Source organism: Mycobacterium sp. 94-17 (genome assembly GCF_035617725.1).
In the GTDB taxonomy this organism is placed as follows: Bacteria; Actinomycetota; Actinomycetes; order Mycobacteriales; family Mycobacteriaceae; genus Mycobacterium.
This window is the reverse complement of the sequence record NZ_JAPIYN010000008.1, coordinates 90,376-103,275: the sequence shown is the minus strand read 5'-3', so window position 1 is coordinate 103,275 and position 12,900 is coordinate 90,376. Positions and strand designations below refer to the sequence as shown.

10 protein-coding genes and 1 pseudogene are annotated in these 12,900 nt (G+C 64.9%); 1 reads left to right on the top strand and 10 read right to left on the bottom strand.

What is annotated here, in order from left to right; translation table 11 throughout:
* Positions 1-133 precede the first annotated feature (133 nt).
* From OQ789_RS11870 to OQ789_RS11845, 6 genes are read right to left on the bottom strand one after another with little or no spacing between them, the layout of a single operon-like run.
* Positions 134-2,266 (bottom strand): acetate--CoA ligase family protein, encoded by a 2,133-nt coding sequence (locus OQ789_RS11870; protein ID WP_324685934.1) that lies wholly within the window; start codon positions 2,264-2,266, stop codon positions 134-136.
* Between the two features lie 18 nt (positions 2,267-2,284).
* Positions 2,285-3,577: a hypothetical protein gene (locus OQ789_RS11865; RefSeq protein WP_324685932.1), complete on the bottom strand. Its 1,293-nt coding sequence runs from the start codon at positions 3,575-3,577 to the stop codon at positions 2,285-2,287.
* Positions 3,578-3,586: 9 nt separating this feature from the next.
* A complete protein-coding gene (locus OQ789_RS11860) occupies positions 3,587-4,726 on the bottom strand; it encodes an acyl-CoA dehydrogenase family protein (RefSeq protein ID WP_324685930.1) in 1,140 nt (379 codons plus the stop codon).
* Complete coding sequence (locus OQ789_RS11855; protein ID WP_324685929.1) at positions 4,726-5,754, bottom strand: acyl-CoA dehydrogenase family protein; 1,029 nt, start codon at positions 5,752-5,754, stop codon at positions 4,726-4,728. Before OQ789_RS11855 ends, OQ789_RS11860 begins: the two co-directional genes overlap by 1 nt.
* Complete coding sequence (locus OQ789_RS11850) at positions 5,754-7,370, bottom strand: FadD3 family acyl-CoA ligase (RefSeq protein WP_324685928.1); 1,617 nt, start codon at positions 7,368-7,370, stop codon at positions 5,754-5,756. Before OQ789_RS11850 ends, OQ789_RS11855 begins: the two co-directional genes overlap by 1 nt.
* A complete protein-coding gene (locus OQ789_RS11845) occupies positions 7,367-8,800 on the bottom strand; it encodes a class I adenylate-forming enzyme family protein (RefSeq protein WP_324685926.1) in 1,434 nt (477 codons plus the stop codon). Before OQ789_RS11845 ends, OQ789_RS11850 begins: the two co-directional genes overlap by 4 nt.
* Before the next feature lie 277 nt (positions 8,801-9,077).
* Here OQ789_RS11845 and OQ789_RS11840 point away from each other — a divergent pair, with 277 nt between their 5' ends.
* Positions 9,078-10,037, top strand: coding sequence for an alpha/beta hydrolase (locus OQ789_RS11840; protein ID WP_324685924.1), 960 nt, complete (start codon positions 9,078-9,080; stop codon positions 10,035-10,037).
* 23 nt (positions 10,038-10,060) lie between these two features.
* Here OQ789_RS11840 and OQ789_RS11835 read toward each other — a convergent pair whose 3' ends face one another.
* The 4 genes and pseudogenes from OQ789_RS11835 to OQ789_RS11820 all read right to left on the bottom strand — a co-directional run bounded on the left by OQ789_RS11835 (position 10,061) and on the right by OQ789_RS11820 (position 12,826).
* A complete protein-coding gene (locus tag OQ789_RS11835) occupies positions 10,061-11,203 on the bottom strand; it encodes a thiolase C-terminal domain-containing protein (protein WP_324685922.1) in 1,143 nt (380 codons plus the stop codon).
* A complete protein-coding gene (locus OQ789_RS11830; protein ID WP_324686064.1) occupies positions 11,200-11,442 on the bottom strand; it encodes an OB-fold domain-containing protein in 243 nt (80 codons plus the stop codon). The genes OQ789_RS11835 and OQ789_RS11830 overlap by 4 nt, the downstream gene beginning before the upstream one ends.
* 24 nt (positions 11,443-11,466) lie before the next feature.
* Positions 11,467-11,631: pseudogene (locus OQ789_RS11825) on the bottom strand (Zn-ribbon domain-containing OB-fold protein); the annotation flags it as partial.
* Positions 11,621-12,826, bottom strand: a complete 1,206-nt coding sequence (locus OQ789_RS11820; protein WP_324685921.1) for a CoA transferase — start codon at positions 12,824-12,826, stop codon at positions 11,621-11,623. The pseudogene OQ789_RS11825 and the gene OQ789_RS11820, both read right to left, overlap by 11 nt.
* Between the last annotated feature and the right edge of the window lie 74 nt (positions 12,827-12,900).

Below are 12,900 nucleotides of genomic sequence, written 5' to 3'. Positions count from 1 at the left end.
CACCCACTAGCCACGCTATTGGTTGTCCAGTGTGGTTGACGTGAAACGTCGACGTTTCAACCACCGACATACACTTCGCGATGATCGTGTGGCGAACGCGGAAAAGCTGCCATGCCATTCCGTGCGGGCTCCCTCAGTGCCGCCGAGACACAACCAAGCCGTCGACGGCGACCACTCCCCCGCCTTCGGGCAGGACCATCAGCGGGTTGACATCCAGTTCGGCGATGTCGTCACCGAGGTCAAGTGCCAGTCGCTGGATGTTCAATAACACGTTGACGACCGAGCCGACATCGCCCCGCGGTCGGCCTCGCGCACCGGAGAGGAGTTTGGCTGACCGCACCCCCATCACCATCCGCTCGGCCCATGCGCGAGTGAACGGCGGCACACCGAACGCCACATCGGCAAAAACTTCCACAAAGATGCCGCCGAGCCCGAACATGACCACTGGGCCGAACGGTTCTTGGCGACTGATGCCGACGATCGCCTCGGCCACCGGATCGGTCACCATCGCCTGCACTACGACCCCGCGCAGCGTCGCGGCCGGGGCTACCTCAGCGGCACGATTCATAAGATGCTGGTAGGCATCGGCGGCCTGTGCGGTCGTGACGCCGACCCGAACAAGGCCGAGGTCGGATTTGTGGGCGATGTCGGGAGAGAGCACTTTGAGAACGGCCAAGCCGCCGAGACGGTCGACCGCGCGGGTGGCCTCGCCGGCCGAGGCGGCAACGTACTCCTCCACGCACGGGATGCCGTAGCCGCGCAGCAGTTCCTTGGCTGCCACCTCGTCCAAGGTCGGTGCGGCCGCGAGCATTCGCCGTCCCCGGTCGGCGAACTGCAGCGGGGGCGCGGAAAGCATCCACTGCGTGCTCTCGAATGAGGTGACGAATGTGCGATGGTTGAGCAGGGACTTCACCCCAAGCACCGCAGCGGTAAGAGAGTGGAACAAGGGAATACCGTGTGCGCATAGCGTGCGATAGCCATCGTTGTCTCGGATCGGCGACATCCACACCACGACAATCGGTTTGGTTGATGTTGCGTGCAGATGGACGATGTCGCGGGCCAGCGGCTCGATCATGCCCGGAAACACCCCGGTGATCGGAATCATCACAACATTGACTTTGGGGTCGGCCAGCACGATCTCCAGGGTCGCCTTGCCCGCCGGCGTCGCCGTCAATGTGCCACCGGTGTCCACGGGATTGTCCATCCGCAGGATCGCCGGGATGTGTTGGGCCAATGCCGACACCGTCGCTTCAGAGAAGCGCGGCACCGGAAGGCCGGCTGCGGCGCACAGGTCGACAAGGTGTGCAGCGGTGCCGCCAGAGAGGGTGTAGATCGCGACTCCGTCGGTGCCCGTGGGCCGCGGCGCATGACAGAACAAACCCGATATCTCGATGGCTTCATCGAAATCGTCGACACGGATGACGCCGCTTTGTTCGAACGCGGCGTCGTGTACGACATCGGATCCGGTCAGGTGCCCGGTGTGGGCCTGCGCCATCGCCTGGCCCTCCTGTGAGCGGCCGACCTTGATCGCGACGATCGGAACATGATGTTGTGCAGCAGATTCCGCAGCGAGCATCATCGTGCGCCCGCTCTTGAAACCCTCCACATAGGTGACGATCGCGCCGGTATCAGGCAGCGTGGCGTAATGCTTGACGAAGTCGGCCCATTCCAGGTCCGCCTCATTGCCGAGGGTGGCCCATGACTGAATGCCGATACCGTACTGTTGCCCCTGCGAGATGGGCCGACCCTGGAACCCGGACTGGGTGACGATGGCCAGCTTCTTTCCCGGCAGATCGCTGCGCCACGGCTCGAAGATGTTGAGGTTCGTGTTCGGGCCGATGATGCGGGTGCGATCGTTGGCGAGAGCCGCCAGTTCGCATTCGGCGCGGATCCCCTCCTCGGTGCCTAATTCGGCGAACCCGGCCGAGAAGACGATCACGAACCGTACCCCCTTGGCCACGCAGTCGCGCACCGCCGGTAAAACGTCGCGCACCAGGACGCAGGCCACATCAACGTCACCGTCGACATCGACGACCGACGTCACCGCCGGCGTGCCCAAGATCTCGGCCTTGGTGGGATGGACTGGAATCACCTGGCAGTCCAGGGGTTCCAATCTTTCCTTGAAAAACAGCCACTGCGCGCGCTGCTGGCTGCCCTCCCGATCGGTGGCGCCGATGAAGACCGCCCGTTTGGGCGCAAACAGGGCCTCCCAGTCGACATGCCGCAGCGCGACCGGTGCTTGCGCAGCATCCATGCCGGCGGTCATTGAAACCCCCCTCCTACGTCAGGCGCTGAACGACGCGATGATGGCGTCCACTGCGGCGGGTAAAGCATTGGCAGGCGGGTCGGGTAGCCGCACCGGGCCTCGTTCCCGACTCGGCAGCAGGATGGTCGCCGATGCGCGGGTGGTCTCGACGCCGCGCTGGTTGACTGCGCGCAGTCCCATGTCTACTGCGGGTCGGTCACCATCGGCCAGAAATGACCGAACGATCGTTCCCGAGATCCACTGCGTGTCACCAACGTAATTGAACGAGCGGAAGCTGCACTCGAACTTCCACAGCCATGCGTCGTCGCCCATCCAGTTCGTCAGGGCGTGGATTAGCCACGTTTCGCGCATCCGGCCGTAGTCGAATGTGGTCGGATTGCCTGAGCGGCGGGCGAACTCGGGATCCCAATGCACACGCTGCATCACGTCGGGGATGTTCAATTCGTCGCGGTGATAGAACCCCGGCACACGGCGGTGGTTGGCCACCCCCAATTCCAGTGCGCGCACGTTGTACAAACCCATCCCCATGCCGACGTGCCAGCAGACGATGTCGGTGACACGGAGTGGTCCCTTCACCACCGGACCCAGGGAGTCGCCAACGCCGACGTCTTCCCAGTATCTCGGGTCGGCACCGCGGGGCCGGTGGGCCAGCGCGGCGTCCTCGATCGCGGTGATTTCCTCGTCGGTATACACGTAGGGCTCGATCTCGGCGTGCTTCTTCTTTTCTCGCGCCTTGCGTCGCTCGGTGCGGATCATGAGTTTGTACTGCGCCGACAGCGGAGCGCCGTCCGCGGTCGCGAACACCTGCCCGGTCCACTCGTGCACGGCGCGCCCGGCGAAGTCGCTGCTCTTTTCGAGTACGCCGACTAGGGTGTCGCGACGCCGGCACTGCACGCCCGGGTGCAGCGGGGCCCACCATTCTCGGCGGCTGCTGGAGTAGAACGCGTGCACGCCGCGCAACGGGTCGCCCTTAAGCAGATCCCGTTGTTGCGGTGTCACCTCGATGTCGTCGTTCTCACCGATCAGTGAATCACCACCGACCAGGGGCGGCGGTGCGATCGGCCGGCCCCAGCGGGTGCCGGACGCGTAATCACGATCGCCCCACAACGGGTTGTCGTCGCCGTAGCAGTTGGCGACATTGCGGAAGGCGTCCACGCCCGGTTCGCGGTAATGCGGTGGTGCGGGATTGCGCACCGGGAGTCCGATCCGACTGCGCAGCCTGGCGATTCCGTCGTCGGTGATGACACCATAGGTCGAGTCGTCGGCTCGCCGTGAGCGTGATCTCGACGCGGCTACGTCTGTGTCGGTCATCGTTTCTCCTTAACCGCGCGGCAGTCCCAGTAGGCGCTGCGCGACGATATTGCGTTGTACTTGCTGGGTGCCGCCGTACACCGACTGCGCGCGCGAATACACGTAGTCGTTGAAGGCACCGAAGTCGTTGACGTCATCGGCGGCGTTCCGCACGAGATCAGCACCGCGGATATCGGCGATGGTGTGATAGAGACTCTGTTCGACTCGGGTGGCCAGCAATTTGCCGATCGATGACTCCTCACTCGGCGTGTCCCGTTCACGGGCGGCCAACGAGCGCAACACGTGCCAGTGCAGCACCCGCAGTCCGACGCGGCCGGCGGCCAGCGCGCGACGAGCGACGTCGTCAGCGACCAGCCGCCCGGTTCGGATGTCGTCTTCCACGCCGGTGACATCGCGTTCGAACCTGGCCACCCACCCCATGTCGGCTGGCCCGCGTTCGTAGACCAGCATCTGCATGGCGATCGCCCATCCTTGACCGCGCTCGCCGATGAGATTGGCGGCATCGACACGCACACCGTCGAAGTACACCTCGGCGAATTCGTTGCCGCCGGTGGCCATGGTGATCGGAAGTGCTTGTATACCTGGGCTCTCCATATCGACCACCAGCATCGAAAGACCGCCGTGTCGTGGCTGGTCGGCTTCGGTCCGCGCCAACAGCAGACACCACCGTGACCATTGGGCGCCGCTGGTCCAGATCTTGTGACCATCGACGATGAAATGCATTCCGTCGTCGCTGGCGCGAGCAGAGGTTCGAATCGCCGCCAGATCCGAACCGGCGCCCGGCTCGCTGAAACCCTGGCACCACCACTGGCTGCAATCGAGCAGCCCTGGCAGAAACCGCGCCCGTAGCTCGTCGTTGGCGAAATCGGCTATGGCATGGGCGATGTGGCCGACCGGGGGCGGTGCAGGTGCTCCAGCAGCGGCCAGTTCCTCGTTGACCACCGCCTCGTAGCTAGCCGGCAGTCCACGTCCGCCGAACTCGGTGGGAAGGGAGACCCCCACGTAACCGGCCTCTGCCAGGGTTCGATACCACGGCCGGTTGGACTCGGCGTAGCCCACCGCACCGGCGTCTGGAATCGTGACGGATGCCAACCACCGACGCAGCGCGGCCCGGAATTCGGCGACGTCGGGCGCATCCGCGAAATCCACTACCGCACCCCATTTCCGGTCTCAGCTGAAGCCAGTGCATCGAACTGCACCTGCTCATCGCCAAACAGCTGGCGGTCCAGACGCACTCGGCGTAGCCACAGATGACAAGGCGACTCCCAGGTCTGCGACATGCCGCCGAACACCTGCATGGCCGCTTCGACTACCTCCACGCCGACACTGGAAGCGAACGCTTTGGCGGTGCGCGCCGCCTGCAGGGCATCGCCGACCGCCAGCGTCTCCACGGCCCAGCCGGCGTACCACACCGCGCTGCGGGTGGCTTCGACCGACACCAGAGCATCGGCCAGTAGGTGCTGCACCGCCTGGAAACTTCCGATCGCCACCCCGAACTGCCGGCGGATCTTCGCGTGTTCGACTGCGCTGTCCAGAGCCGCCCCCATGATGCCGAGCAGATCGGCGGCAACAGCGGTCATCGCCATCGCCGTCAAGCGATCACGTGCCTCATCGGTGATGCCGGACGTCGCCGCACAGTCCTGTGACGTCGTGCTCAGCGTTGCCGTGCTCCGGGTGAAATCGACAGTGGGCACGCTGCGTTCGACGCCATGATGCGCCAGCATGCGAGGCGCGAGAACCAACGCCGATGACACCCCGGCCGCGTCCCACGCCAACGCGTCGTCCGCGGGTCCGGCGAACGCGGTGAGGTCGGCGGTGACGGCCATCGTCATCAGCCGTTGTCCCGAAGCCACCTCGGCGATCAGCTCGTCGTCGGCACCCGCGTACTGCAACGCCTCCAGCGCCAGCACCGGCCCGAGGAACGGCACCGGAGCGAGATGGCGACCGAATTGCTCAGCGACGAGACAGACATCGGTCCATCGTGCCTGCAGGTCGACGTCGCCGTGCCGCAACCCGTAGAGCCCCGCTTCCGCCACGAGCTTGACATCGCGGCCGTCGGTGGCGCCTGCGGCGTCCGACGGCGCCCGACCCAGCGCCCATCGCCCCGCTGCCTCAGCAGCCACCCCGGCGGCCAGATCGACCAGCATCGCCTGTTCGTCGGTGATCGCCACATCCATCAGGAAGACCTTCCCGTGGCCGCATGATCGGCGTCGCGCAGTTCGCGGCGCAGCACCTTCCCGCTCGCGTTGCGCGGCAACGCATCGAGCACGGAAATACTGCGTGGAGCCTTGAAATTGGCGATCAGGCCGCGACACCACTTGATCAGCACAGCCTCGTCAACCGTGCGCCCGGGTTTGGGTACCACGAACGCTTTACCGACTTCGCCGAGACGATCGTCGGGAACGCCGATGACCGCCACCTCGGAGAGATCAGGGTGGGTCGCCAGCACCTGCTCGACCTCGGCGGGCGACACGTTGAATCCGCCGACGATATACAGATCCTTCAGTCGGTCGGTGATTTTGAGGTTGCCCGCGGAATCGAGCGCGCCGATGTCGCCGGTGTGCAGCCAACCGTCGGGATCGATCGCCGCGGCGGTGGCCGCGGGATCGTCCCAGTATCCCTGCGTGATGTTGTATCCCCGGACCACGACCTCCCCTGACTCGTCCGGGTCGGCGCAGGTTCCGTCCGCGCGCACGATCTTGACATCCACGCCGGGCAATGCGGCTCCGTTGGTCTGGGCGACGACCTGAGCGCTGTCGGTGTGGCGGCACATCGTCACCGTGCCACAGGATTCCGACAGGCCGTAGGCGGTGATGACGTTTTCGAACGGCAACTCTGAGCGCATCCGCTCGACAAGGGTGGTGGGTACCACGGCGGCACCCGTGGCCGCCAATCGCAGCGACGACAAATCGTAGGTGTCGCGGCGGGGATGATCCAGGATCGAGGCGAACACTGTCGGGGGCCCGGTCATCACCGAAATCCTCTGGCGGGCAATCATATCGAGTGCGGCATCGGTGTCGAACGCGGCGAGCGGCACTATGGTGACCCCGTGAATGAGGCAGGCGATAAGCCCTGCCTTCAGACCACCGGTGTGGAAAAAGGGCAAGCTCACGAGATTCCGGTCACCGGCGCGGAACCCCCAAATGCTGCCGTAATCGCGGTACAGCCGCAGGCTGGGGCCGTGGGTGAGCATCACGCCCTTGGCCGGTCCGGTCGTTCCGGAGGTGAAGATGATTTCGGAAAGGTCATCGGGTGACACCGCGTCGCCCGCTGCACAGATATCGTCCACGCCCGCCGCCACGCCGGCATCGAGATACCGCTGCCAGCCGAGGATTCGAACCGCAAGGTCGGACTCGGCAGGCTGCTCAGCCATGTCCACCACGACTTCCAACGACGTCGACCCGCTCGTCGCGGCGAGCACGCTGCCGATGTAGTCGTAGTCGAGGAACCCGTGGTGCACCATCAACGCCCGAGCGCCCGTCCGTCTGATCAGTTCGGCCGCCTCACGCCCGCGGTAACGGGTGTTGAGTGGGACCAACACCGCGCCCAAACTCAACAGGCCAAGCGCGGCGAGCACCCACCTGTAGGTGTTGGGCGCCCACAGCGCCACTCGGTCGCCCGGCCGAATGCCCTGTGCAATGGCGGCGCCCGCGCTGCGCTGAACGGCGACCGCAAGATCACCGAAACTCAGACTTACCTCACCATCGACGACGGCATCCAGATCGCGGTATTGCGCGGCGCTTGCCCGCACCAGCGCCGGAACCGTCGTAGGGAAAGCGGATTCAGCGCTCACTGCAACCCAGCCAACCTCTTCGTCAGCTCTGCGCGTCGAATTTTGCCGATGTCATTGCGCGGGAGCTCCGTGACCCGGTGGAACGCCGTAGGCACTTTGTAGGAGACCAGGCTGTCGCGGCATAGGGCAGTGAGATCTGCGTCCGAGGCAGGCGAGGCATCCGCGGCATTGACGATGAAAGCCACGGGGACCTCACCCAACCGGTCATCGGGGGCTGCGATCACCGCGGCTTCGGCCACCGCCGGTGACAGACACAGAATGTCTTCCACCTCGCCGGGATAAACCTTGTTGCCGCCTCGGACGATCACCTCCCCCATGCGGCCGGTGATCCACACGAACCCGTCCTCGTCGATGCGCGCGAGGTCGCCGGTCGCGACGAAACCTTCGGAGTCGATCCGCTCGCCGAGACCCTCGCCGGACGCGAAGCCCGCCGCCAACTTCGGCGGCCGCACGATCAGCTGGCCAACCTCACCGGCAGGCACCTCACCACGGCCGGCATCGACGATCTTGATGTGCACGCCGGGGTGCGGCCGGCCGGCTGCTCCTACTTTCTCGGGATGGTTTCTGGCGTCGGCGCCCGTCCAGCCGATGACCTCCCCGATTTCGGCCTGACCATATCCGTTGAGCACGAACACCCCGAAGCGCTCGTAGAAGGAACGGGCCACCGGCGGCGGCAGCGGCGCGGTGATGCTGCGGACGAACTTCAACGGCTTCAGGTTGCTGATAGCTGCGTCCTCGGTGAGCATCGCGATTGCGGCTGGGGGAAGAACGGTAGATGTGATGCCGAATCGGTACACCACGTCGGCGAACTCAGCCGTCGAGAAACGGTCCATGATGACGAGTGCACGCCCCGCGCGCAACCCGAATAGCACGTTGTATATGCCGCTGTTGAGGGCCAACGGCACTGGTACCAAGTTGGGCGGACCGGCTTGCGCCGGGTTGCCGTTTGTCGGTTTGAGGTTCTTCAGCACGCGATCGAGCAGTTCGAAGTAGCCGTCGTGGGTGTGCAGGATGGCCTTGGGTGGCCCGGTCGTTCCCGACGTCCAGGTGACAAACGCGATCTCGGGATCAAAATGTTGCGGTGTTCCGCCCAGCGGTGCGACGCCGTTGCCATCGACGATGGCGACGGCAGGGACGCTCTTGAGCACGTGTTCGCGTTCGGCGGCCGGCGACCGGTGGTTGAGTGGAACGAACACGGCCTGGGCGCGCCAGATGGCGATCATCGCGACGACGGCGTCGACGCTGTTGGGCACCTGCAGAACCACCGGGTCGCCCGGGCGCACACCCGCTGCCTGAAGTTCAGACGCCAAATCGTCAGCGGCTCGCCGCATCTGGGCGCCGGTTAGCTGAGTGCAGTTGTCGTAGGCCAGAACCTCATCGTGCGGCGCGGGATGCTCGAACAGCAGCTGAGCCAAAGACTCCCCGCTCATGGGCATCCCCGACCGGCCCGCTCAGCCATGTCGTTCACGCGCCCCTCCCTCGCCCCAAACCCCCGGACCTGGTTGGAAGCCTTTCGAGCTTATCTTATATGTAATTGATGCTACAACTCGCGGCGCAGTTCCGGAAGGATACGTCGGCCCTGAACGCGTCCGACGTCGCGATCAAGCGGATAGGTGCTCGTCAAGCTGCAATCGACGGTTGTCGAGCGCCCTTTCGTGCGATATATAAGTTTGACGTAGTTGACGCACCGTAAATTGGAGGCGCTTGATGCCGCTGGACCCGGAGTTTCTCGCAGAGGTCAACCGCTTGCTCGAATTGGGCATGCCCAACGCCGCGGGCTTGGGCATCAGCGCAGCCCGGGCCGAACTGGCCGGCTTCCGTGAGATACAGGACCCACCGCGGCAGATGCGCGAACTGCACGATCTGCTGATCCCCGGCCACGGCGGATCGATTCCGATCCGGATGTACATCCCCGAGACCGCGCCGCCGTCAGCGCCGGCGATCTTGTATTTTCACGGCGGTGGTTGGGTGATCGGCAACATCGAAGTCGCCGATCGAATGTGTCGCGACCTTGCGGCAATCGCGGGGTGCGTCGTGGTGTCGGTCGACTACCGCCTCGCGCCGGAAACCAAGTTCCCCGGCCCACTCATGGACTGCTACACCGCGGCAATGTGGTTGTCCGACAATGCCGAGAGATACGGAATCAATCCGCAGGCCATCGCGCTGAGCGGCGACAGCGCGGGTGGCAACCTCGCTGCCTGCGTGGGTCTGAAAGCGCGCGACGAGGGGGCACCGGCGATCGCCTACCTAGCGCTCGTGTACCCGACCTGCTCGACGGGCATTTCGCCGAGCCTGGGTGCACAAGACGGGCCAGGGACCGCGATAGTGCCCGTCCGCGGCAGCGACCAGATGGACTGGTACCGCGACCGGTATTTGCGCACAGACGCTGACCTCCTCGATCCCTACGCGGTACCACTGGCCGCCGCTTCGCTGGGCGGGTTGCCGCCGACATTGGTGGTGTCGTGCCGATGGGACCGGTTGATCGACGAGAACACCGAGCTGGTCGCGCGGATCCGGCGAGACGGCGGCGACGTCCAGCACGAGATATTCGAGAAGGAGATCCACAGCTTCATGTGGCTCGGGGTTTCGACATCGGCGGGCTACGAGGACCTGCTTGGTCTGATCGCAACGGGCCTGCATCGAGCTATCGGCGCGCGCGTGGCCTGAAACCACCAGCCGCCGCACGGATTTCAGCGCGACAACACCAGCGTGGCGGCCGCCTGGAAGAACCCGCCGACGCCGTGAGCGACGGCCAGCTCGACGTCGGGAACCTGGGCCGGTGCCGTGCCTCGCAGCTGCCGCACGCTCTCCTGGATGGCGAACATGCCGTACATACCTGTGTGGGCGTAGCACAGTCCGCCACCGTTGGTGTTGGTGGGCAATGCGCCGCCGGGCGCGGTGTTACCTTCGGCGATGAACGTCGCAGCCTCACCGCGGCCGACGAAACCCAGGTCCTCCATCGCCATGATCGGCACGAACGAGAAGGCGTCGTAGAGCATCAGATGATCGACGTCGGCATGCTCGATACCGGCCTCCTGGAACGCCAGCCGGCCCGATGTACGAAACGCGCGTGAGGATGTCAGATCCTCGGCCAAGGCAAACATCGGCACTTCGGCGGCCTCGCCGGTGCCCAGGACACGCACGATGGGGTGGGCCAGGTCAAGGTCGCGGGCACGTTCCTCGGTGGTCACAACCAGCGCTCCTCCCCCGTCACTGACGAGGCAGCAGTCCAGCAGATGCACCGGGTAGGCGATCAGTTTGGAGGCAACGACGTCGTCTGCGGAAATGGGGTCGCGAAGCTGAGCGCGGGGATTCATCGATGCCCAACGGCGCTGCACCACAGCGACTTCAGACAGCTGCTCGCGAGTGAGCCCGGTCTCCTTCATCATTCGTATCACGGCCAGGGTGAACGTGGTCGGCGGCAGAAAGGCGCCGAACGGATACTCGAACTGGCCCCGAACCGACGACGACGTCGGCTGCGGGTAGGCGGTGTCCACGCGCGAGCGGCCCGACTCGCCGTGGGTGATGAGGACCGTGTGGCACAAGCCGCCGCGGATCGCGGCCGCTGCGTGGCGCACGTGGGTGAGCGGGCTGCAACCGCCCACCGCCGTCGAGTCCAGCCAGGTGGCCCTGATTCCCAGGCCGTGCGCGACACTGAGCGGGTCATAACCGGTCGACGCGATCCCGTCGATCTCACCCGCGGACACCCCGGCGTCGGTCAGGGCGCGTCGCGCCGCATCGATATGCAGTGCCGGTACCGACTGGTCAGGGATCTTCCCCAGCCGTTCGGTCTCCGCGGCACCGACGATGACGATCGCCTTAGCGGCGCTCATCGCACCTCGGCAGGTCGAAATACGGGCAACATCAGGTCGCCGCGTTCAATGAAGTCCACTTCCAATGGCATGTCCACTGTCAGATTCTCCGGCATCGGGTCGATGTCTATGATGTTGCTGAACATTCGGGGACCCTCAGCGAGTTCGACCACCGCGATGACGTACGGAACGTCATCGGCGAACCCCGGTGCGGGCATGTGGTTGATGACATAGCTGTACAGAGTGGCCTTGCCGGACAACGGTTCCCAGACCACATCGGCTGCCAGGCAGTTCGGGCACGCATCCTGAGGTGGAAAGTAATGGCGGTCACAGGATTGACAGCGCTGCAGACTGAGCTGCCCGTTGGAACATGACTCCCAGAACGGCTGAGTCTGCGGAGTGGGCTTGGGCGCGGCCTTCGGCGGCGCGGGGCGAGCATCAGAGGACAACGCCGGCGACCTTCAGCTTGACGATCTCGTCCCATGAGAATCCCAGTGTCTGCAAGACGGTGTCGGTGTGTTCACCGTGCTGAGGAGTCGGCCGCAGGGCGGGACGGTCGCGGTCGAAGCTGAATGGCGCTCGGGTAAGCCATAATTCGGCGCCCTCGCGATCCACCCGCGTCAGATAGTCGTTCGCTTCGACCTGCGGATCGACGGCGACTTCGGTGGCGTTCTGTACCACGCCCCACGCTCCTTTCATCGCCGAGAGAATGGGCCGCCATTCGGCGAGTGTTCGGCTCGTGAAGACTTCGTCGAAAATCTTGATGAGATCGGAGGCGTTAGCGGATCGGCGTGATGAATCCGAGAACCGTTCGTCGGGAACAAGTTCGGGACGCCCGACCGCGGTGCAGAAATCGGCCCAGTAGCGGTCGGATTCCATCATCACCAGGCTGATGATGCGGTCGTCCTTGGTGCGGTACAGGTTGGCCAGTGGATTCTTCGGATCCCCACGCCCGATCACCGGCTGAGACACCTCCGGGCTCATCTTGCCTGCGACGATGTCGGGCGCCAAAACCCATGACGCCGTTGACAGCAGCGAAACGTCCACCAACGACGCTTCACCCGTGCGTTCGCGTGCGAACAGGGCGCCCATGATTCCCGCGGCGAGCATCGCGCCGCTGGGAAGATCTCCGATGCCCAGTCGCTGCGCGATCGGCCATTCCTGATTGGGTGGGGTGAGTATGTGGGCGAAACCGGCGCGGTACCAATACGCCGTCGCGTCGAAGGAGGCACGGTCGGCCTCGTCGCCGTCGGGACCGAGGCCTGTTCCGCGGGCATAAATGATGTCGGGGTTCCACGCGCGGACATCGTCGACGTCGAGGTGCTCGCGTCTACGTGTCTTGCCCAGCCAATTGGTGGCGAACACGTCTGCGGTTTGCACCAGTCGCCGCAGGACGTCTTTGCCGTCGGCCGAGGTGACGTCGAGACCGACGCTGCGTTTTCCGCGGTTTCCCTGTTCGAACAAGATGTTGGGGACATCGTCGGGCAGTGCGCTGGCGTCGAGGCCGCGCACGGGGTCCCCGTACGTGGGGTGTTCGATCTTGATCACGTCGGCGCCCAGGTCGGCCAGTATCGCGGTCGCCGACGGAACGAACACCCAGGACGCGAGCTCGATGACGGTTATGCCCGCCAGGATGCCGGCCAACAGAACCCTCCTCGATTCACCTGGCGCCGACGCAGTGAGCGCAGCAGCGCGGATCACCCTCTAAGATATAAAAG